This window comes from Flavobacterium sp. N2270 (genome assembly GCF_025947225.1).
GTDB lineage: Bacteria > Bacteroidota > Bacteroidia > Flavobacteriales > Flavobacteriaceae > Flavobacterium.
In genome coordinates, this window is sequence record NZ_CP110005.1 from 357,052 (window position 1) to 380,278 (window position 23,227).

General features: G+C 30.6%; 21 protein-coding genes. 7 read left to right on the forward strand and 14 right to left on the reverse strand.

Translation table 11 applies throughout. The features are described from left to right. Window positions 1-17 precede the first annotated feature (17 nt). A complete protein-coding gene (locus OLM55_RS01795; RefSeq protein WP_264559709.1) occupies window positions 18-2,561 on the reverse strand; it encodes a BamA/TamA family outer membrane protein in 2,544 nt (847 codons plus the stop codon). A 33-nt stretch (window positions 2,562-2,594) separates the two neighbouring features. On the opposite strand from OLM55_RS01795, the gene OLM55_RS01800 reads away from it, so the two are divergent. Then, window positions 2,595-3,323 carry a TrmH family RNA methyltransferase gene (locus tag OLM55_RS01800; protein WP_264559710.1) on the forward strand — a complete coding sequence of 243 codons (729 nt, stop codon included), beginning with the start codon at window positions 2,595-2,597 and terminating at the stop codon, window positions 3,321-3,323. 2 nt (window positions 3,324-3,325) lie between these two features. Here the strand turns inward: OLM55_RS01800 and OLM55_RS01805 are convergent, their stop codons facing one another. From OLM55_RS01805 to OLM55_RS01860, 12 genes are all read right to left on the reverse strand, one after another. Further along, window positions 3,326-4,018: a porin family protein gene (locus OLM55_RS01805; RefSeq protein ID WP_264559711.1), complete on the reverse strand. Its 693-nt coding sequence runs from the start codon at window positions 4,016-4,018 to the stop codon at window positions 3,326-3,328. Window position 4,019: 1 nt separating this feature from the next. Next, entirely contained in the window at window positions 4,020-4,751 is a 732-nt protein-coding gene (gene ubiE / locus OLM55_RS01810; RefSeq protein WP_264559712.1) for a bifunctional demethylmenaquinone methyltransferase/2-methoxy-6-polyprenyl-1,4-benzoquinol methylase UbiE, read from the reverse strand. 53 nt (window positions 4,752-4,804) lie between these two features. Beyond that, window positions 4,805-5,290, reverse strand: coding sequence for a dihydrofolate reductase (locus tag OLM55_RS01815; RefSeq protein ID WP_264559713.1), 486 nt, complete (start codon window positions 5,288-5,290; stop codon window positions 4,805-4,807). A 1-nt stretch (window position 5,291) separates the two neighbouring features. Continuing rightward, window positions 5,292-5,732: an energy transducer TonB gene (locus tag OLM55_RS01820; protein WP_264559714.1), complete on the reverse strand. Its 441-nt coding sequence runs from the start codon at window positions 5,730-5,732 to the stop codon at window positions 5,292-5,294. Then, window positions 5,733-6,206 carry an energy transducer TonB gene (locus tag OLM55_RS01825; protein WP_264559715.1) on the reverse strand — a complete coding sequence of 158 codons (474 nt, stop codon included), beginning with the start codon at window positions 6,204-6,206 and terminating at the stop codon, window positions 5,733-5,735. It abuts the gene before it with no gap. A 1-nt stretch (window position 6,207) separates the two neighbouring features. Beyond that, complete coding sequence (locus OLM55_RS01830; protein ID WP_264559716.1) at window positions 6,208-6,657, reverse strand: energy transducer TonB; 450 nt, start codon at window positions 6,655-6,657, stop codon at window positions 6,208-6,210. Continuing rightward, a complete protein-coding gene (locus OLM55_RS01835) occupies window positions 6,658-7,104 on the reverse strand; it encodes an energy transducer TonB (protein WP_264559717.1) in 447 nt (148 codons plus the stop codon). A gap of 4 nt (window positions 7,105-7,108) precedes the next feature. Beyond that, a complete protein-coding gene (locus OLM55_RS01840) occupies window positions 7,109-7,933 on the reverse strand; it encodes a thymidylate synthase (RefSeq protein WP_264559718.1) in 825 nt (274 codons plus the stop codon). A 65-nt stretch (window positions 7,934-7,998) separates the two neighbouring features. Next, complete coding sequence (locus tag OLM55_RS01845; RefSeq protein ID WP_264559719.1) at window positions 7,999-9,651, reverse strand: NupC/NupG family nucleoside CNT transporter; 1,653 nt, start codon at window positions 9,649-9,651, stop codon at window positions 7,999-8,001. A gap of 19 nt (window positions 9,652-9,670) precedes the next feature. Then, window positions 9,671-10,300, reverse strand: a complete 630-nt coding sequence (locus tag OLM55_RS01850) for a bifunctional nuclease family protein (protein WP_264559720.1) — start codon at window positions 10,298-10,300, stop codon at window positions 9,671-9,673. A 190-nt stretch (window positions 10,301-10,490) separates the two neighbouring features. After that, window positions 10,491-11,459: an electron transfer flavoprotein subunit alpha/FixB family protein gene (locus tag OLM55_RS01855; protein ID WP_264559721.1), complete on the reverse strand. Its 969-nt coding sequence runs from the start codon at window positions 11,457-11,459 to the stop codon at window positions 10,491-10,493. Window positions 11,460-11,542: 83 nt separating this feature from the next. After that, a complete protein-coding gene (locus tag OLM55_RS01860) occupies window positions 11,543-12,289 on the reverse strand; it encodes an electron transfer flavoprotein subunit beta/FixA family protein (RefSeq protein ID WP_264559722.1) in 747 nt (248 codons plus the stop codon). 169 nt (window positions 12,290-12,458) lie between these two features. On the opposite strand from OLM55_RS01860, the gene OLM55_RS01865 reads away from it, so the two are divergent. The 5 genes from OLM55_RS01865 (at window position 12,459) to OLM55_RS01885 (ending at window position 19,921) form a co-directional block, all read left to right on the forward strand. Further along, the gene (locus OLM55_RS01865; RefSeq protein WP_264560578.1) at window positions 12,459-13,475 is read left to right on the forward strand and encodes a pyruvate dehydrogenase complex E1 component subunit beta; all 1,017 of its coding nucleotides are present in this window, start codon (window positions 12,459-12,461) and stop codon (window positions 13,473-13,475) included. Window positions 13,476-13,551: 76 nt separating this feature from the next. Then, window positions 13,552-16,026: a DUF5686 and carboxypeptidase-like regulatory domain-containing protein gene (locus OLM55_RS01870; RefSeq protein WP_264559723.1), complete on the forward strand. Its 2,475-nt coding sequence runs from the start codon at window positions 13,552-13,554 to the stop codon at window positions 16,024-16,026. After that, the gene (locus OLM55_RS01875; protein ID WP_264559724.1) at window positions 16,026-16,631 is read left to right on the forward strand and encodes a DNA-3-methyladenine glycosylase family protein; all 606 of its coding nucleotides are present in this window, start codon (window positions 16,026-16,028) and stop codon (window positions 16,629-16,631) included. The genes OLM55_RS01870 and OLM55_RS01875 overlap by 1 nt, the downstream gene beginning before the upstream one ends. A 77-nt stretch (window positions 16,632-16,708) precedes the next feature. Continuing rightward, window positions 16,709-17,239, forward strand: coding sequence for an inorganic diphosphatase (locus OLM55_RS01880; protein ID WP_264559725.1), 531 nt, complete (start codon window positions 16,709-16,711; stop codon window positions 17,237-17,239). 108 nt (window positions 17,240-17,347) lie between these two features. Beyond that, window positions 17,348-19,921, forward strand: coding sequence for a sodium-translocating pyrophosphatase (locus tag OLM55_RS01885; protein ID WP_264559726.1), 2,574 nt, complete (start codon window positions 17,348-17,350; stop codon window positions 19,919-19,921). Window positions 19,922-20,141: 220 nt separating this feature from the next. On the opposite strand, the gene OLM55_RS01890 is transcribed toward OLM55_RS01885, so the two are convergent. Beyond that, window positions 20,142-22,310, reverse strand: coding sequence for a carboxy terminal-processing peptidase (locus OLM55_RS01890; protein ID WP_264559727.1), 2,169 nt, complete (start codon window positions 22,308-22,310; stop codon window positions 20,142-20,144). A gap of 147 nt (window positions 22,311-22,457) precedes the next feature. Between OLM55_RS01890 and surE the strand changes: the two genes are divergently transcribed. Next, a complete protein-coding gene (gene surE / locus OLM55_RS01895; protein WP_264559728.1) occupies window positions 22,458-23,225 on the forward strand; it encodes a 5'/3'-nucleotidase SurE in 768 nt (255 codons plus the stop codon). The last annotated feature ends 2 nt before the right edge of the window (window positions 23,226-23,227 follow it).

A 23,227-nucleotide genomic window follows, 5' to 3' on the forward strand; every position in this document is an offset into this window, starting at 1 on the left:
AATAATAATTTAAAAAATTAGAATGGATAATTAATTCCGAAATTTAAAACTGTTCTACTAAAATTTAAATCTCTAAACCATCTTTCACTTTGTTCTTTCGCAGGATTATAGGTTTTGTAACCAAAGTCTAATCTAAAAACAAAATAATTAAAATCGTATCTAAATCCAAATCCTGAGCCAACAGCAATATCTTCTAATGATTTTAAACCGTTAAAAGTATAATTTTCATCTACTACGTTATCTGATACATTCCAAATATTTCCTAAATCTACAAAAAGTGCTCCATGTAAATTACCAAATAACTTGGCTCTATATTCTGCACTAAAAGCAATTTTAAAATTAGCTTCATTAAAATCATTTACTGCGCCACTTTTACCTGGGCCCAGAGTATACGCTTGCCAACCTCTATTGTCATTTGTTCCTCCCCCAAAGTAACTTCTAGAAAACGGAATTGAATTTGCATTACCATATGGAATAGCAATACCGGCAAAAACTCTTGTAGCTATTACTCTTTGTTTTCCAGCGTTCCAATGTTTAATATATTCTAATTCTGTTTTGAAATACTGCGCATATTCTACACCTAATAATGTTTCTTTATTATTATCACTTAATGGCTCATTTACCTCTTTTGCAAGTAATGATGCTAAATTCCCTGCTGTTTCAAGTTTTCCTTTAAAAGCGTAAAAATTATTGTCATTAAGTCCTTTTTTTGTAGTTTTATTATATGTGTAACTAGAAGAAATAATTAAATTATTTTCAATTAATCTTTTTCTTCTTTCTCCAATACTTCTGATGGACTGATAATCATCATCTGTTGAAACTAAAGAAGTAGCACCAGAAATTACCTCTTCAATAAAATTAACTGCACCAGAAGATGTTAAATCTGTACCATCAACATTATCAGGATTAGTATTATAAATTTGAGCTAAATCATTTAATCTATCGTAAGATGAAGAATATACATTAAAATAATTACCTACATTTAAATTTTGAACATATTGGATATTTAATAAATCATAACGAACAGAAACATTTTCTTTTGGCGTCCAACTATAACCAATTACTCCATTAAAATTACTTTTGTCTAGTCCAATATTTCTTTGTCTTGTTAGACCTACACTCATTTGCGTAGTAGGAAGCATTTCTTTTTTTATAAACCTTTTAGTATTTAAAGGAAAAAATATTCTTGGAAAAGTAATTTTAGCATCGGCACCAATTTCTGAAATATTAAAAAATGTATCGTTTGGATTTGCAAAATCTTTAGATGAGCCAATTTGACCTCTAGTAGACAATTCTAATATTTCAGCACCTCTAAAGAGATTTCTCCATGTTACAGACATACTTCCAGAAATACCAAAATTGATAACATTTGAATAAGTAAGATCTATAGATGGTGTCCAACTATACTTCTTTCTTGGAATTAGGTAAATATTAGCAATTAATCCATTTTCATCATTTGGATCTTCAACGTATTCAATATTTGGAAAATTAAATGTTTTTAAATTACTAATAGATCTAGATGTTAACGTTCTATCAGAATCACTAAACAAATTTCCTTTTTCTATAAAAATAGCATCGGTTAAAGCTTTAGGTCTATAATTTAACTTACCGTTACTATATATATTATAATTTCTATATGATACGCTATCTTTAAATTTATTGTTTATGTTTTTACTGTTATTAACTGTAAAGATATTTACATTACTTATGGAATAAATCTTAAACGGTGTTTTAATTAGCGAATCTCCTTTTTTAACATCTCGGTCTTCAATAATTAATTCGGCATTTATTTTATTAACTGTGTCAAAAGTTACGATATCATATTTTACATGATTAACCTGAAAGTGATATACACCATTATTCCTGAATTCTTTAGTAATTCTGTTTCTTTCGTCTTCAAAATCAGTTTGCTTAAATCTATTTCCTTTTTTTATTTTAGATTGTTGTTCTGTTTGAGCGAATAACGCATCTAATTCTGGCGTTTCAATAAATCGAGAAATAGAATCTATATGAGTAGCCTTACCAGTTTCAATTTTATAAACAATTTTAGCTTTTTTATTACCTAAGGAATCAATTGTGGTTTCTATTTTAGAATTAAAATATCCTTCGTTAAAGTAGTATGTTTTAAACCTCTCTTTTGTTTTTTCTGTTTTTTTTGAATCAATTACAACAGGTTTTTCTCCCGTTTTCTTTAAAAAATTACTAAATCCTGAAACTAAAAAAGATTTCCCTAATCGTTCAACTTGTTTTTCTGAAAGTAATTTAACCAAATTTTCTTTTCTATTTGGTTTTTTATTTAACCAATTATTATAAGAAGAATCCGCATTTTTTTTAGCCAAGTTATAAAGCGAAAGCCTTAACGGAAAACCAAAAAATTTACTGTTTGGTTTTTGAAGCAAAATTCCATCGGTAACTTCTGTATTAACAACCTTATCATTAACTAAAATTTCGTTTTTAGTTAACAACTGATTTCCTTCAGGTACATTTTTAACAATAGAGCATGAAAAGAATATGCTTCCTGTTAGAAATAATAATGCTATTTTTGGTAAATATTTTTTCAATTGATTCAAAAGTTAGTCAAAAATACAATTTTTATGGTTAGTAAAAACCAAATTAAACTTATAACGAGTTTACAACAAAAAAAATATCGTAAACAACATAAAATATTTATTGCCGAAGGTGTAAAGGTAATACAAGAATTAATTGACGCCAATTATATATTGAATGATCTGTTTACAACTCAAGATGATTTTTCTAGTTTAAAATCAGGCAAAACACATGCCATAACAATTTTAGATTTAAAAAAAATAAGTGCTTTAACAACTCCAAATACTTGTTTAGCTACTTTTTCAATTCCTGAAACTAAAAATCCAAAACTAGAAGGCCTTATTTTAGCATTAGATTCTATAAGAGATCCTGGAAATTTAGGAACCATAATAAGACTTTGTGATTGGTTTGGAATTGAAACTCTTTTATGTTCTGAAGAAACTGTAGATGTTTACAACCCAAAAGTGGTACAAGCAACTATGGGCTCAATAAGTAGAGTTAAAGTAGTATATTGTAATTTAGAAACCGAACTAAAAAAAGCCAAAATTCCTGTTTTTGGAACTTTTATGGACGGTAAATCAGTCTATAGCGAAAACTTACCAAAAGAAGGAATCATAGTTATGGGAAATGAAGCAAATGGCATTTCTTCATCTATTGAAAAAATTGTTTCCGAAAGAATTTCTATTCCAAGGTTTGGCAACTTACAACTTACAGAAAGCTTAAATGTTGCTACTGCAACAGCAATAATTTTAAATGAATTTAAACGGCCTGTTTAATTTTAATGAAACATGAAATTAATAAAAATACCTCTAGTTTTCATTTCTTGAACATTTCCTGTCCATTGACTATTAGGGTCATTATCTCTAATTAATTCATCATTCATACTAAACACTCCTTTTATAGTTGGAGAGAATTTAAAATATTCAAAATATAAATCAATACCAAAACCAAGTTCATAAAAACTAGTCCATTTGGTCATTCTAAACCTATCATTTGAATTATCATCTGGAGAATCTGCATTACTGCCTAAATTTAAAGCTGTAGACAATCCTGCAGTTAAATAAGGCCTAATGTTTCCTGTTCTTTGAGAGGAAAATTTTAACAAAAAAGGAAAATAAATATATGTAGACTTTACCTCTCTTACTCTGTCTACTGGATCTGTAATATTAGGATAAGTTAAGTTTCTTTGTGTTATAATTAGTCCTGGTTCAAACCTAAAATCCATAAAGTTTGTTAACCTAAGATTACCAACTAACCCAACATTAAATCCAATAGTATTTTGAACCTCAATATCTTGAGTAACGGATAAATAGTCGGTTTTAAAACCCAAACTATTAAATCCTAAATAGTATCCATAGTGCATTCTTTGCTTGTCAAAATTTTCCTTATTAATAATAGGATCTTTTCCAAACATACCTCCTTGCGAATACAAGGTTGAAGAGAATAAAAATAATAAAATATACTTTTTCATGTTATTTTTTAGAAGCATGGTAAATAGTTGCCACCCCAAATGTTTGTGGCATATGTTCTACATCTATAAACCCAATTTTTCTTAAAATATTGTTTAAAACTTCCCCAAAAGGGAATTTATTTGCTGAATCTGACAAATAACTATAAGCCGCTTTGTCTTTTGAAAACAATTTTCCAACTAAAGGCAAAATAAATTTCGAATGAAAAGCATATCCTTGTTTAAAAGGGAATTTTGTAGGTACCGAGGTTTCTAAAATAATAAATTGTCCGCCTGGCTTTAGTGTTCTTAAAATGTCAGTTAATCCTTTTTCAAGGTTTTCAAAATTACGAACACCATAGGCTACAGTAATTACATCAAAATAATTGTCGGGATAAGGAATATTTTCACCATCACCTAAAACCATTTGTATTTTTGATGATAATTTTTGAGCTTCAATTTTTTTCTTCCCAATATCTAACATTCCTTGCGAAATATCTAAACCAATAATCTCGGTTGCTGTTGTATTAGCAAATAAAATAGCCAAATCACCTGTTCCAGTAGCTATATCTAAAATAGATTTTGGATGTTTAGAAGCTACCATTTTTAAAATTTTTTGCTTCCACTTTGCATCAGTTCCAAAAGAAATTACTCGGTTTAAACCATCATAATTACCAGAAATAGTATCAAACATTTGAGCTACTTGCTCTTTTTTGCCTAAATCAGAATTTTTATATGGTGTAACGTTTTTTGACATGTTATTTGTTTTGAAATGCAAAAATACAATTATTAATGAAACTGTTAAATATATTAGACCTTAACATAAGTTAAATAAGTAAAGTCGTATTGATGTTTTTCGTCTTTTGGATGAAATTCTTCTTTTACTAATTTCCACATTTTCAAATCAATTTCTGGAAAAAAAGTATCTGCATCAATAGTAGCATGCACTCTCGTTAATTCAATTTTATCAGCAAAATCAATTGATTGTTTATAAATTTGTCCACCGCCAATAATAAAGTTTTCTTCATTTTTAGGACAAATTTCAATAGCTTTTTTCAAACTACTTACAACAACACAACCTTCAGGAACATCGTAATTTTTTTGACGAGTAATAATAACATGAGTTCTATTTGGTAATGGCTTAGGAAAACTTTCAAATGTTTTTCTACCCATTATAATAAAATGTCCTGTTGTTAATGTTTTGAAACGCTTGAAATCATCTGGCAAGTGCCAAACCAAATCATTGTCTTTTCCAAGAGCATTGTTTTCTGAAGCTGCTGCAATTATTGTTAACATTCTATTGCAATTTAAAATTAATAGGAATTGAATACATTATATTAACTGGCCTACCATTTTTAACAGCTGGTGTAAATTTTGGTAATAGAGAAATTATCCTTTTCGCTTCTTTTTGTAATATCTTATGACCTCCAGTTGTTTGAATATCGACAACCTTACCTAATTTGTTAATAACAAAACTAACAACTACTTTTCCTTGAATATTATCTTCAGCAGCTTTATTTGGATATTTAAAATGCTTACGAAGATGCTCCGCCATTTTTTGATCAAAACAATAACTTTTATCTTTTTTACTTTCACCTTTACAATTTGAAGATGTTGGTGGTACATCAACAATTTCTAGAGTAAGAGTATCTGAGTTTTCATCAACCAAGCCCGTTTCTTCTTGAGCAAAACATGAAATAGAAAAAAAAGTGACTAATAAGAATGCTAAATTTTTCATTTATTGCAATTTAAAATTAAGAGGCATACCGTATCTTACATTAACTGGTTTTCCTCTTTGTATACCAGGTTTCATTTTCGGTAATAAAGAAAATATTCTTCTTGCTTCTGTTTGTAAAATAGGGTCTGCTCCTCGTGTTTGTACATCTACAACATTTCCTTCTTTATTAATAACAAACTGAACTGAAACTCTTCCTTGAATGTTGCGCTTTTGTGCCTTACTTGGGTATTTAAAATTTGTTTTAATATGCTCACTCATTTTATCATTAAAACAATCTAATCTTTCTTTTTTTACGACATCTTCGCAACCAGGAAAAATGGGAATCTCTTCTATAACAGCAAAAGGCACATTATCTAATGACTTTCCTTTTAATGAATCATTTGTCGTTATCGTTACTTCTTTTAACTCATTTCTTTCTTGAGAAAAGGAATTCAAACTTACAAGAAATAGAAAAGTAAAAAATGATTTTTTCATATTAATGTAATTTAAAATTTATTGGCATAACATATCTAACGTTAACCGGTTTTCCTCTTTGAATACCTGGTTTCATTTTGGGTAATGTTAAAAATATATTTTTGGCTGCAGTTTGCAAAATAGGATCAGCTCCTCTTGCAGCAATATCTACAACATCTCCTTCCTTATTTATAAGGAATGAAACGTAAACCTTCCCTTCAATATTATTCTTTTGAGCTTCAGCAGGATAACTAAACCTTTTTAATATATGATTTCGCATTTGTTTATTAAAACAATCTAATGCAATATTTCTTTCTGCATTTTCACAACCAGGAAAAATAGGGATTTGTTCAATTACCTCAAAAGCTAATGTTGTATTTTCTTCTTCTTCTAATTCTGGAACTGGGACATCAGTTTGACAAAACAGAAAAACAGGAAAAATAAGTAAGGTTGTAAGTATTATTTTTTTCATTTAAGTTAATTTAAAATTTAACGGTATTGTAAACCTTACATTAACTGGTTCACCTTCATGAATTCCTGGTTCCATTTTAGGCAAAGCTTCAAAAATATGTCTAGCAGCTTGTCGCAATATGCTATGAGCTCCTAAAATTTGAATGTTATCAACTTCACCTTCTGTATTAATTGTAAAATGAACCATTACTTTTCCTTCTATATTTTGTGTTCTAGCATCTTCTGGGTATTTAAAATGCTTAACTATGTGTTGATTTATTTTTGTTTTAAAACATTTTAAAATTTCCTCTTCTTTAACACCTTCACAGCCTTGAAAAATTGGCATTTGCTCAACTTCAGCAAAAGGCAACTCTAAAGAATTAGAATCAACGATTCCTATTACAGTCTCTTCTTGAGAAAAACATGTAATTGTAAGAAAAGACAATAGTAAAAAAAATATTTTTTTCATAATACTAAACTGCAACAGCACCTTTAATATGAGGATGAGGATCGTAACCTTCTAAAGTAAAATCGTCAAAAGTAAATTTCAAAATATCTTTCACTTCTGGATTAATTTTCATCATTGGAAGTGCTCTACATTCTCTTGTAAGTTGTAGCTCTAATTGTTCAATATGATTGTTATAAATATGAGCATCGCCAAAAGTGTGGATAAACTCTCCCACTTGTAAATCACAAACTTGAGCAATCATCATCGTAAACAATGCGTAAGAAGCAATATTAAAAGGAACTCCTAGAAAAATATCGGCACTTCTTTGATACAATTGACAACTCAACTTACCATCAGCAACATAAAATTGAAAAAAAGCATGACAAGGTGGTAAAGCTGCTTTATTATTCGCTACATTTTCAGCAAAAGAAACAGAAGTATCAGGCAGTACACTAGGGTTCCAAGCTGAAACCAACATTCTTCTACTGTTTGGGTTAGATTTCAATGTTTCAATTAATTCTTTTATTTGGTCAATTTCTTCGCTGTTCCAATTGCGCCATTGATGTCCGTAAACCGGACCTAAATCACCGTTTTCATCAGCCCAAGCGTCCCAAATTTTAACACCATTTTCTTGAAGATATTTAATATTTGTATCACCTTTTAAAAACCAAAGTAATTCATGAATTATTGATTTTAAATGAAGCTTTTTGGTAGTAACCATTGGAAAACCTTCACTTAAATCAAAACGCATTTGGTACCCAAAAACACTTAATGTTCCTGTTCCTGTTCTATCTCCTTTTTGGTTACCATTCTCTAAAACGTGCTTTACTAAATCGTGATACTCTTTCATTTTTTTTAAGCCTAAAGTAAAAAGTCGAAAGTAAAAAGTTTCAACTTATAATTCATAATTCATCCTTATCCAATAATCATTCCAGCAATTGTAGCTGATAAAAGAGACGCTAAACTTCCACCAATAACAGCTTTTAATCCAAATTCAGATAATGTTTTACGTTGATTTGGCGCTAAAGAACCAATTCCGCCAATTTGAATTCCAATAGAGGCAAAGTTGGCAAAACCACATAACATATATGTTGCCATAATTACTGATTTTTCAAACGTAAAATGAATATCATTTGCCACATTTTTCAATTCGGCAAGTTGTATATAACCAACAAACTCTGAAGCAGCTAATTTAATTCCTAATAATTGCCCCATTAACATCATATCTTCTTTTGCAACGCCAATTAACCACATTAAGGGCGAGAAAATAATCCCTAAAATTGTTTCTAATGAAAATGCTGTATATGGCGTATATTCAGAAATTAAAGCATTTAAACCTGTTAGTGCTCCAACTTTTCCTAAAGTAAAATTAATTAAGGCAATAAATGCAATAAAAACTAATAACATTGCGGCAACATTCGCTGCTAATTTCAATCCTTCAGTTGTACCAGTTGCAATAGCATCTAAAACATTTGAACCTATTTTATCTTTTGTTACCTCAACATCTGTATTTATATTTTCTGTTTGCGGATATAAAATCTTTGAAATTACAATTGCTCCAGGTGCTGCCATTACTGATGCAGCTAATAAATGTCGGGCAAATTCGGCCTCAAGCACTTTATCTCCGCCTCCTAAGAATCCAATATAAGCAGCCAGAACTCCACCCGCAACGGTTGCCATTCCACCAACCATTACTAATAGAATTTCACTTTTATTCATTTTATCTAAATAAGCCTTAATCAACAAAGGTGCTTCCGTTTGACCCAAGAAAATATTTCCTGCGACAGATAAACTTTCTGCTCCTGAAATTTTCAGTAATTTTGTCAATCCTTTTGCCATAAATTTTACAACAATTTGGATAACACCTAAATAAAATAATAAAGAAGTTAATGCTGAGAAAAATATAATTGTAGGAAGTACTTGAAACAGAAAAATAAATCCAAAACTTTTTATATCCATCATTCCACCGAGTAGAAATTCACTTCCTGCTCTTGTAAATTCTAATACTTTGGTAAACATTTTACCCACAATATCAAAAAACATTTGCACAAAGCCTACTTTTAAAATTCCAAATGCTAATACTAATTGAGCAAATAATCCAATTCCAACTGTTTTCCAGTTAATCGCTTTTCTGTTAGCACTAAACAAAAATGCAACTCCAAAAAGAGCAATCATTCCTAAAACACCTCGGCCAATTCCTGTAGCTGTCATTCCTCCACTTGGAATTAGAACAGCCTCACTTTTAACTTCCTTTACTTTATTTGAAGCAAAGAAAGAATAGGCTTTCCCTTTTGTTTTTAATGTTAAAGTTGAGTCTGTTTTAGCTTCAATTACAAATCTTTTTGTCGGGGAATCTGAATTATTTTCAAACAAGAACAAATATTTATCTTGAACTAAGTAATCTCCTTTTTGAAATAAACTATCAGACGATAATTTCAGTTGATAACTACCTTCATTTAGCTCTAAATAATCGTTAGCGCCTAATTGCCATTTTTTTTCAATCTCTTGAGCGTTCATTGAAACAAAACCCAGACAAAGCACTAATGTTAAAATTATTTTTTTGATCATATTAAGTATTGATTATTTTTTAAGATTCTTTTTTTGAGATTTCATCTCTAATTTTTGCTGCTTTCTCATAGTCTTCATTTTGAACAGCTTCGTCTAATTTACTGTAAAGTTCCTCTAAAGAGTTTGAAGCATATTCTTCAACATTTGAAACTGGGTCTTCTAAATCTCCAAAAATTTCTAAATCAGAAAGAGAACCTTCTTTTTCAGTATCTGTTTTTTCTTCTTCCAAAGAATTCATTTGAAGATATATTCCTGCTTTGTCTAAAATATTTTTATAAGTAAATATTGGCGCGCTAAACCTTAAGGCTAACGCAATTGCATCTGAAGTTCGTGCATCTATTATTTCTTCAATTTTATCTCTTTCACAAATAATACTCGAAAAGAAAACACCATCGACTAACTTATGAATAATAACTTGTTTAACAACAATATCAAATCTATCTGCAAAATTCTTAAACAAATCGTGGGTTAATGGTCTTGGTGGTTTAATCTCTTTTTCTAAAGCTATAGCTATAGACTGTGCTTCAAATGCACCAATGACAATAGGTAATTTTCGTTCACCATCAACTTCATTTAAAATTAAAGCGTATGCCCCATTTTGAGTTTGACTGTAGGAAATTCCTTTTATAGTTAGTTTTACTAAACTCATAGTATATTAATTCAATACCTTTTATGTTTTTCTTTCAAAAAAAGGCACATATTTACATTATAATCAAATACAAATATAATAAACCCAAAATGCTTTTTAATGATAAGAGGTCAAAAATAAAAAAAAGAGCCATTTAAACAAAGATAACATGTATCAAAGTTAAATGACTCTTTAAATAAGTATATGATTGTTAAGCGTTATTCGCTTTAAATGCTTTTAATTTTTCAATTAATGCTGGTACTACTTCAAAAGCATCACCAACAATACCGTAATCTGCAACTTTGAAGAAAGGCGCATCTGCATCTGTATTGATAACCACTTTTACTTTAGAAGAGTTAATTCCCGCAATGTGTTGGATTGCTCCAGAAATTCCTACTGCAATATATAAATTTGCTGCAACTGGTTTTCCTGTTTGCCCAACGTGTTCGCTATGAGGTCTCCATCCAATATCAGAAACTGGTTTTGAACAAGCAGTTGCAGCACCAAGTACAGAAGCTAACTCTTCAATCATTCCCCAGTTTTCTGGGCCTTTCATTCCACGACCTGCAGAAACAACAATATCTGCATCTGCAATAGTAACTTTTCCAGACACTTTTTCAACACTTTCTACTTTTACTCCAAAGTCATTATCAGTTAAAGTAGGATTAAAATCTTCTTCAGTTAAAGTTGACGAAGTTTCAATCAATCCAAATGAATTTTTAGCAATTCCAATTACTTTTACTTCAGTTTCAACTTCAGTTATATTGAATGCTTTGTTTGAAAAAGCAGTTCTTTTTACCTGAAACGGCGAAGTACTTACTGGCAATTCAACAACATTTGAAGCATAACCTGCATTTAAACCAACTGCTACAAGTGGAGCAAGATATAAACTATCTGTAGTTGAAGACAAAACTACTAATTTTGTTGCTTCTTTTTCTGCAGCTTGTTTAATAACATCTGCGTAAGCTTTTGCATTAAACGCTGTTAATTTATCGTTTGAAACTTTTATTACTTTATCAACACCAAATTTTGATAATTCAGAAACATCTGAAGTATTTACAGTTAATGCAGTTACAGTAGTTCCCATAGATTCTGCAACTTTTTTTGCGTAAGAAGCTAATTCAAACGCTACTTTTTTAAATTTTCCTTCTGCTGATTCAGCATATATTAATATAGACATTTTTTTAAGTTTATAAGTTAAAAAATAGTTCAAGAGTTTAAAGTCCAAGTATTCATTGAACGTTATAAATCAAAAACTTATTATTAGATTACTTTTGCTTCATTATGTAATAAATTAACCAACTCATCTAAATTATCAGCAGCAACTAATTTTACTGCAGATTTTGGAGCAGGTTTTTCAAACTTAACTACTTTTGTTGCCGATACATCAGAAGTTGGTTCAACAATAGTTAACGCTTTAGAACGTGCCATCATAATTCCTCTCATATTTGGAATTCTTAAGTCTTTTTCTTCAACTAGTCCTTTCTGACCTCCAACAATTAAAGGTAATGAAGCAGATAAAATTTCTTTTCCTCCATCTATCTCTCTCATAACTTTTGCGTTAGTTCCATCTATTTCTAAACCAGTACATGAATTAACAAAATTATATCCTAAAAATGAAGCTAACATTCCAGGTACCATTCCTCCATTATAATCTAACGATTCTTTTCCAGCTATAATTAAATCATAATTACCTTGTTTTGCAACCTCAGCTAATTGTTTTGCAACAAACATTCCGTCCAAAGGATTTACATTAACTCTAATTGCTTCATCAGCACCAATAGCTAATGCTTTTCTTAATGTAGCTTCGGCGTCAGCACCACCTACATTAACAACAGTGACAGTTGCCCCTTTTTGCTCTTTTAACATAACAGCCTTAGTTAAACCAAACTCATCATTAGGATTAATAACAAACTGAACTCCATTTGTATCGAACTCTGTATCACCATTAGTGAAATTGATTTTTGAGGTAGTATCAGGCACATGACTGATGCAAACTAATATTTTCATTTTCTATGTTTATAAGTGAATAATAATGCTACGAAATTACAAAATAAATTCAAAATAATACTATGCATGCATAATAAATTTTTACCTAAAAGTAATTTTTACAACCTTAAATAATAAAATAAGTACTTTAAAGCGTTTTTTTTGAGATATAAATAATATAATTTTTACTATTTTTGCCTTTCAATACAAATTAAAGAAGTTACACTTAATGAGAACTATACAATTTAGAGAAGCTGTTTGTGAAGCGATGAGTGAAGAAATGCGTCGTGATGAATCTATTTATTTAATGGGTGAAGAGGTTGCTGAATACAATGGCGCTTATAAAGCATCGAAAGGAATGCTTGATGAATTTGGACCAAAAAGAGTTATAGACACTCCAATTGCTGAATTAGGGTTTGCAGGAATTGCGGTTGGATCTGCAATGAACGGAAATCGTCCTATTGTAGAGTTCATGACTTTTAACTTTTCATTAGTTGGTATTGATCAAATTATTAACAATGCAGCAAAAATGCGTCAAATGTCTGGCGGTCAATTCAACATGCCTATTGTTTTTCGTGGCCCTACTGCTTCTGCAGGTCAACTTGGAGCTACTCATTCACAAGCATTTGAAAACTGGTTTGCAAACACTCCAGGTTTAAAAGTTGTTGTACCGTCTAATGTTTATGATGCTAAAGGCTTATTAAAAGCAGCCATTAGAGATAATGACCCTGTTATTTTCATGGAGTCTGAACAAATGTATGGAGACAAAGGAGAAGTTCCTGAAGGAGATTACGTATTACCTTTAGGCGTAGCTGATATAAAAAGAGAAGGAACAGATGTAACAATTGTTTCATTTGGTAAAATTATAAAAGAGGCTTTTCTTGCGGCTGATGAATTAGCTAAAGAAGGAATTTCTTGTGAGATAATTGATTTAAGAACCGTTCGCCCAATGGACTATGAAACCATCATTAATTCTGTTAAAAAAACAAATCGTTTAGTGGTTTTAGAAGAAGCCTGGCCTTTTGCAAGTGTAGCTTCAGAAATAACATATATGGTTCAAGAACGTGCTTTTGACTTTTTAGATGCACCAATTCAAAGAATCACAACTGCCGACACACCAGCGCCATATTCACCAGTTTTATTAAAAGAATGGTTACCAAATGCTGATGATGTTATAAAAGCAGTAAAAAAAGTTACATATAAATAAAAAATAACTTATTATATTTGAAACTTCATCAGTTAGCTGATGAAGTTTTTTGTTTAAATGAATAGGAAAAAACACCATGAAGAACATACAATTTCTTTTATTACTATTTACTACTAGCTTTTTTGCTCAAACAAAAGTTGGAGGAAAGGTTGTTGATGAATTTGACGAGCCAATTGCTTTCGCTAATGTGTTTTTCAAAAATTCCATAGAAGGTGTTATTACAGATGAAAATGGTGATTTTTATTTTGAAGGCAAAAAAAACTATGAAACCCTAGTTATATCATTTGTTGGATTTGAAACAAAAGAGCTAAATTTAAAACCAGGGTTAAACAAAAATTTACTTGTAAAACTAGCAGAAGGAACAACCTTAAAAGAAGTTATAGTTTACACAGGAAAAACTTCAAAAAAAAATAACCCAGCAATAGATATTTTAAGAAAAATATGGGAACGAAAACGTAAAAACGGTCTTCACATGTTTAAACAATACCAATACGATAAATATGAAAAGGTAGAGTTTGACATGAATACATTAGACAGCGCTTTTATTAACAGTAAAGTTTTTAAAGGAATGGAGTTTATTTTCGATAATATTGATACTTCTAGAATTACCGGAAAAACTTATTTACCCATTTTTATAAATGAAAGTGTAAGTGAAATTCATGGAGACAATGTTATCAAAAAAGAAAAAGAAATTTTAAAAGCAACTAAAAATTCAGGTTTTGGAAACGGAGATGGAGTAAACACTTTCATAAAAGATCTATATGCGAATTACGACATTTATGACAATTATTTGAAATTTTTTGATAAAGATTTTGTCAGCCCATTGTCCAGAACCGGAATTAATGTTTACAACTATGTTCTTAGCGATAGCTCTTATATTGACAACAAATGGTGTTACCATATTGTATATTATCCCAGAAGGAAAAACGAACTAACGTTTAAAGGTTCATTTTGGGTAAACGATTCCACATTTGCAATTAAAAAAATAAACTTAGAAGCCAGTAAAAGCGCAAATATAAACTGGGTAAAAGAAATTTATATTGAACAAGAGTTTGATGTTCTTAATGATTCTGTATTCTTATTAAAAAGAGATCACATGATGAGTGATTTTAGTTTTTCCAAAAAAGAAGATTCTAAAGGTGTTTATGGAAAAAGGACTACAGTTTTAAAAAACCATAAATTTGACATTCAAAAAGAAGATAAATTTTACAAAGAAGAAGTTAACTTTTACGACAATAGTGTTTTCAACAAAACTGACAAATACTGGGAAGAAAACAGATTTGAAAAGCTAAATGAAAATGAAGCTGGTATATACAAAATGCTCGACACACTTGAAACCGTCCCTCGATTTAAAAGAATTTACAACCTTGCAACAATATTAGGAAGCGGTTATATTCAATATGGAAACTTTGATTTTGGACCAATATTTTCAACATTTGGTTACAATGATGTTGAAGGGCAAAGAATACGAATTGGAGGAAGAACTTATTTTGGACCAAATGACAAATGGAGAGTTCAAGGTTATACAGCATATGGTTTTAAAGACGATAAATTCAAATATGGTATTTCAGGAAAATGGATGGTTAACACTAAAAACAGGTTAATTATTTCTGCAGGAAACCGAAGAGATGTAGAACAAATTGGTGTTAGTTTAACTACATCAAATGATGTTTTAGGAAGAAGCTTTGCTTCCTCTTCATTCTTTTCAAGCGGAACTAATAATAAACTTACATCTGTTAATTTAACAAATGTAGGAGCAGAAATTGAATTTGTAAAAAACTTTACCTTTCAAACAAATCTATCCTATAGAACATTAGAATCTGCATCGAACACATTTAGTTTAGACTATTACACCGACAACACTTTTACAACAACAAAAAGCGATGTAAAACAGTCAGAAGTTAACTTCCAATTAGAATATACGCCGGGAAGAAAAACAGTTGGTTATGGAGTAGAAAGATTAGAGGTCGATAATAATTATGCTCGCCTATTCTTAAGCTATAGCCAAGGATTTAAAGGTGTTCTTGACAGTGATTTTGATTATCAAAAATTACAATTTTTCTACAGACAACCTGTTTTAATTGGAGGTTTTGGAAGATTATTTACAACTTTTGAAACCGGAAAAATATTTGGGACTGTTCCATTAGGTTTAATGGGTGTTGTTCCAGGAAACCAATCTTATTTTATTATTGAAAACACGTATAATCTTTTAGATTATTATGATTTTGTTGCTGATGAGTATGCTTCATTACATTTTGAGCACCATTTTAATGGAAGACTATTCTCTAGAATACCATTATTACGTAAATTAAACTGGAGAGAAATTATTGGAGTAAAAGGAGTATATGGTAGAGTTTCAAACGAAAATAGATTAATCAATGCCTCAGGATTAACTTATGTTGCTCCAGATGACTTATACTGGGAATACCATGCTGGTATAGGAAATATTTTTAAGATTTTAAGAATTGATTTTGCTTGGCGTGGAAGTTATTTAGACATGCCAAATGCGAATAAATTTACCGTAAAAGCTTCATTCGGTTTTTATTTTTAATGATCAATTCCCTCAAATATTTAGTTGAAAAAGATAAAACCTTAAATCAAATTTATACCGATATAGGCAATCCTTATATTCCAAATAGACCCGAAGGTTTTGAAACACTTTGTAAACTTATTATAGAACAACAAGTTTCTCTAGAATCTGCAAAAGCATGTTTTAAGAATTTAGAAGCAAATATTGGAGAAATAATCCCTAAGAACATTTTAAAATATTCTCCAGATCAACTCAGAACATTTTCGATTAGTAAGCAAAAAGCATCTTATTTAATTGCACTTTCAAATGCAGTTGTCGAAAAAACATTAGAAATTGAAAAATTATCTGAATTAACCGATAATGAAATAAGAAATCAATTAATCAAAGTAAAAGGAATAGGTAATTGGACTATAGATATTTATTTAATGTTTTGTTTACAATCAAAAGACATCATTCCTCTTGGTGATATTGCAATTGTAAATACTATTAAAGAGCTCTACAATTGTAAAACTTCTGAAGAAATAAAACTGGTTTCCGAAAATTGGAAACCTCACAGAAGTATGGCCGCGTATATACTTTGGCACTATTACCTCACAAAAAGAAACAGAAAACCAATTATTTACTAATAATTTAAAACTACTTTTTTCTGAATACTACAAAGAATTTGTAACTTTGCAATCCTTAAAAAAAAGAAATAATTAAAATGACAGTAGATAAAGTAACTACGTTTGACGTATTAATCGAAATTCCTAGAGGAAGTAGAAACAAGTATGAATATGATTTCGATTTAAAAAGAATGAGATTTGACAGAATGCTATTTTCGTCGATGATGTATCCTGCAGATTATGGATTTATTCCTGAAACACTAGCATTAGATGGTGATCCATTGGATGTTTTAGTTTTAGTAACAGAACCAACTTTTCCTGGTTGCGTTATGGAAGTAAAACCAATTGGAGTATTCCACATGGCTGATGACAAAGGACCTGATGAAAAGGTAATTTGTGTACCTGTATCAGACCCTATTTGGAACAAACTAAACGACTTAAGTGATGTAAACACTCACTTAATAAAAGAAATTGAGCATTTTTTCCAAGTTTACAAAGATTTAGAAAACAAACAAGTTGATGTTGAAGGATGGGGAGATGTAATCGAAGCAAAAGAAATTTTTATAAAATGCACAGAACGTTTCAATGCAATAGAAAATAAACCAGAAGGTTTATTTAGCATTAAATAATCTTCATTAAAATTATTAAAAAAGGCAATATTCATTAGCAATATTGCCTTTTTTGTTTATTTTTGTTTGACTTTGAACTATATTTTACAACTAAAACAATAAAATTTTATGAATTCAGTAATGATTTATTTGCCAATAGTTATGGCAATAATTGGTCTACTTTTTATGTGGGCAAAGAAAGCGTGGGTTTTAAAACAAGATGCTGGAGATGGTAAAATGAAAGAAATTTCAGATTACATATACGAAGGCGCATTAGCCTTCTTAAAAGCAGAATATAAATTATTAACTTATTTTGTAATTGGAGCAAGTGTTGCTTTAGCAGTTATTGCATATTTTGTACCAACAACTAGTTACCTTATTATAATTGCATTTATTGTAGGAGCTATTTTCTCAGCATTAGCAGGAAATATGGGGATGAAAATTGCGACAAAAACAAATGTGCGTACAACTCAAGCAGCCCGCACAAGTTTACCACAAGCATTAAAAGTATCTTTTGGTGGTGGTACTGTTATGGGACTAGGAGTTGCTGGTTTAGCTGTTTTAGGTTTAACCGCATTCTTTATTATCTTTTTTCAATATTTTATGGATGGCGTTTGGACTTCTACAGACCAAATGACAATTGTATTAGAAACATTAGCAGGTTTTTCACTAGGTGCTGAATCTATTGCATTGTTTGCTAGAGTTGGTGGTGGTATATACACAAAAGCTGCCGATGTAGGTGCAGATTTAGTAGGAAAAGTTGAAGCTGGTATTCCAGAAGATGACCCTCGTAATCCCGCTACAATTGCAGATAATGTAGGTGATAATGTAGGTGACGTTGCAGGAATGGGTGCCGATTTATTTGGTTCTTATGTAGCAACTGTTTTAGCCGCAATGGTTCTTGGAAATTATGTAATCAAAGACATGGGAGGCTCTATAGATGATGCTTTTGGTGGAATTGGACCAATTTTATTACCAATGACAATTGCTGGTTTCGGAATTTTATTTTCAATCATTGGTACATTAATTGTTAAAATTAAAAATGATGATGCAAAAGAAGCAGAAGTTCAAAAAGCATTAAATTATGGAAACTGGGTTTCTATTGCTTTAACAGCAATTTCTTGCTATGTTTTGGTAAAATATATGTTACCCGAAACCATGAACATGAATTTCTTTGGTGAAGGATTAATGGAAATTTCTTCAATGAGAGTATTCTATGCTTCATTAATTGGATTATTTGTTGGTGGAGCTATTTCATCAGTTACTGAATATTATACAGGATTAGGCACAAAACCAGTATTAGCAATCGTTCAAAAATCTTCAACAGGAGCAGGAACAAATGTAATTGCAGGTTTAGCTACAGGAATGATTTCAACTTTTCCAACAATTATTTTATTTGCCGCTGCAATTTGGTCTACTTATGCTTTAGCAGGGTTTTACGGAGTAGCTTTAGCCGCTTCTGCAATGATGGCAACTACTGCTATGCAATTAGCAATTGACGCATTCGGACCTATTGCAGATAATGCAGGTGGAATTGCCGAAATGAGTGAATTACCAAAAGAAGTAAGAACAAGAACAGATATTTTAGACTCAGTTGGTAACACAACTGCTGCAACAGGAAAAGGTTTTGCAATTGCTTCTGCTGCATTAACTTCGTTAGCATTATTTGCTGCATATGTAACTTTTACAGGAATTGACGGTATTAACATCTTTAAAGCTCCAGTATTAGCGATGCTATTTGTAGGAGGAATGATTCCGGTTGTATTTTCTGCATTAGCAATGAATTCTGTTGGAAAAGCAGCTATGGACATGGTTTACGAAGTTCGTCGTCAGTTCAAAGAAATTCCAGGGATTATGGAAGGAACTGGAAAACCAGAATATGGCAAATGTGTTGAAATTTCTACAAAAGCTGCATTAAGAGAAATGATGTTGCCAGGAATTTTAACAATTGGTTTCCCTATTCTAATTGTATTATTAGGAAAGTTAGTGTATTCAGACAACAACCAATTAGTTGCTGAAATGCTAGGTGGTTATATGGCTGGTGTAACGGTTTCAGGTGTTCTTTGGGCAGTTTTCCAAAACAACGCTGGTGGAGCTTGGGACAATGCTAAAAAATCTTTTGAAGCAGGTGTGGAAATTAATGGAGAAATGACTTTTAAAGGTTCAGATGCACATAAAGCAGCAGTAACTGGAGATACAGTTGGGGATCCATTTAAAGATACTTCTGGACCATCTATGAACATCTTAATTAAGTTAACTTGTTTAATTGGTTTAGTAATTGCCCCTATTTTAGGTGGTCATGGAGCAAGTACAGAAAAAGGAGCATGTTGTGCAAAAACGGAAGTTGTTTGTAATGAAGGTAAATGTGATTTGTCTAAATGTGCTACAATGACTAAAGATGAATGTGCTGCTATGTGTGAAAGTAATGGTTGTTCTGATGCATGTAAAGAAAAATGCATGTCTCAATATGATGAGAACGGAAAATACATTGGAACTGAAACTCATGTTCATGGTCCAAACTGCAATCATGAAAAAGCAGAAATTAAAGACGTTAAAATTGAAAAAACAAAATCAGATGATGGAAAAGTTACTGCTAAAGTTACCCTAAAAACACTGGTTAACGGAAAAGAAGTTGTTGAAGAAAAAGTTTTTGAAGGTGACGACTTAGAAGTTGAAGCTAAAATTGCTGAATTAGGTTTATAATTCAACATTCATAAAAAGTAAAGCCCTGTATTTCTACAGGGCTTTTTTTATTACTCATTAAAGTCAATTTTACACAAATACTACTTCTATACTAATTTAAAAACATAATTATAACACTTATAGATTCTTAAATATTTCCTGTAGTTAGAAAATTAAGCTCATTAAAAGAAAGAAAAAAACATAAAAAAGCCTCGAGAATTTCGAGGCTTTTTTTATTAATTTAATCAACTCTTACAAGTTTCTTTTTCTTATTTTGAACAACAGGCTTAACTTCGTTATATACTTTTAAATCAGATAATATATTTACACCTTCATCAATATATACATCTTTCTCCATATCTTCATGCCATCTTTGTCTTTTCTCTTTTAAAAGATCATCCTTATCTAAAACAACTGTTTCTTCTGGCAATGATGTAAAAAGTAATTTATTATGAAATTTAGAAATAGCTTTGAATTTTTTAAGCTGTTCTTCTGAAGATTCAATTTCCTTTTTAAAATTGTCAATATTCAAACTATACTCATTAATATCTTTTCTTTCGAAAATCCACTTAGCATTTTCTGTAATTAATTTAAATTGTTCATTTGCATCAATTCTTGATTTACTTTTTGCAATGATTGGTTCAAAACCAGAAAACACAGGTTTGTAACTTGCTTGCTCAATTTTATCCCAAGGCAAAGCTTCTTTTTCATCGCGCTCCCCCATATCAATAAAAGCATATCTGTCTGGCAAAACAACATCACTTAAAACTCCTTCTCTTTGAGTAGAACCTCCATTAATTCTGTAGAATTTTTGCGTTGTTGTTTTTAAAGCCCCTAAATCTCCGTAAGAACTCCCTCTAACGAATTGATTTAAATCAATCACATTTTGAACCGTTCCTTTACCATATGTATGTTTGCTCCCTATTACAATTCCTCTTTTATAATCTTGTATAGCGGCTGCAAAAATTTCTGAAGCTGAAGCTGAAAAGTTGTCAACCATTACAACTAAAGGACCTGTCCATTGTACTTTTGAATCTTTATCAGAAAGGATTTCTGGTCTTCTATTTGGCGATTTTACTTGTACAACCGGACCTTGCTCAATAAACAATCCAGTCATATTCACAACTGTTTCTAAAGAACCTCCCCCGTTTCCTCTAAGATCAACTATTAAACCTTTAATATTTTGTTTTTTTAGCTTTTCAATTTCAATAGCTACATCTTTAAATGCATCTCTTTCATCTTTATTATCAAAGCTAATATAGAATTTTGGTAAATAAATAATTCCATACTTTTCTCCGTTTTTATCAATAATAGATGATTTTGCGAAAGTTTCTTCAGTTTCAACTTCATCACGAATAATTGAAATTACTTCTAAAGTTCCATCAACTTTTTTAACTGTTAAACGAACTTCCGTTCCTTTTGGGCCTTTAATTTTTTTCACTACATCATCTAAACGCATTCCTGCAATATCTAATGGTTCTTCTTTACCTTGGGCAACTTTAATAATTAGGTCTCCCGCTTCTAGTTTTTTCCCTCTCCAAGCTGGTCCGCCAGAAATTAGTTCTGAAACTTCAACTGCATCATTTTTCTTTTGAAGTCTTGCCCCAATTCCTTCAAATTTTCCACTCATACTGATGTCAAACTTATCTTTGTCATCTGGCGAAAAATAAAAAGTATGAGGATCAAAACGTTCTACAATTGAATTAATGAAAATTGAAAACCAATCGTTTCTATCTAATTCTTTTTCTATAAAATCGAAATATTCATTTAATGATTTTAAAGAATTCTCTCGAGATTCAATTTCAATTTCTTTAAAAGTTTTAACTACATAAATTGAATCTTTTTCTTTTTTACTTGCCTCAATTTTTTCCTTATCAATTATACTAGGTAAAACTGAAAGTTTTAATTGTTTTACCCATCTATCTGTAAGTTCAGCTTTAGATTTAGCATACGATTGTTTTTCATAATCAACATTAATCATTTGATTAGTAGAAAAATCTAATGGTTTACTTAAAATACTTTTATAAATATCTTTAGATTCATCAATTCTCTTAAGTAATCTAGCGTTAGTTAAATCAAAAAATGTTAGATCTTTATTTTTAATCATATCATCAATTGAAGTTTCATACTTTGAAAATTCATCCATATCAGATTGCAAAAAGAAACGTTTTGTAGGATCAATTGCTGTTAAATATTTTGAATATACATTTTTGGAAAACTCATCATCCATTGCAATAGGACTGTAATGACCTTTTTCCAATACAAGTGTTAAAAGCTCAAGAAGCACTTTGTCTTTCTCAGGATCTTCATTTTTCGAAGACGGAACAAAACTCCACAAAACAGCAGAAAGAGCCGTAATAAGTAAAATTATTTTATAATTTCTTTTCATAAAATCAACAATTCGATTCATTAATAAAATTTTCAACTAAGGTACATAAAAAACCATGCCATAAAAATGCAATATACGATAATTTTTTGTTAAAGATTCCCAATGACATTAACACATAGTCTCGTTTTTTACGTTTAATTTAATTAAATTAGCCAAAAATATGTTTTAATGAATAAGCCACTTATTTTAGTTACTAATGACGATAGTATTGTTTCGCCAGGAATAAGAACTTTAATAGAAATAATGAAAACTATTGGAGATGTTGTTGTTGTAGCGCCAGATAGTCCGCAAAGTGCAATGGGTCATGCGATAACATTAAATAACACCTTACATATTGATAAAGTAAATCTTGACAAAGACTTAATCCATGAATACAGCTGTTCAGGAACACCAGTAGATTGTGTAAAAATGGCGGTGAGAGAACTGTTAAAAAGGAAACCCGACTTATGTGTTTCTGGAATTAATCATGGTTCAAATTCTTCAATAAATGTAATTTACTCAGGAACAATGAGTGCTGCCGTTGAAGCTGGTATTGAAGGAATTCCTGCAATTGGTTTTTCACATTTAGATTACAGTTGGGAAACCAACTTAGAACCTATTAAAAAATGGGTTAAAAAAATTACACTTGAAGTTCTTGAAAAAGGATTACCAGAAGGTGTTGTTTTAAATGTTAACTTTCCTAAAGAAAAAACAGGAACAATAAAAGGAGCTAAGGTTTGCCGACAAGCGAAAGCGAACTGGGAAGAAAAATTTGATAAAAGAACCAATCCGCAAGGAAAAGAATATTATTGGCTAAGCGGAGAATTTGTAAATCATGACAAAGGTCAAGATACTGACGAATGGGCACTTGAAAATGGCTACGTTTCGATAGTACCGGTTCAATTTGATTTAACAGCATATCACGCGATACAAACTATTAATAATTGGGATTTATAATT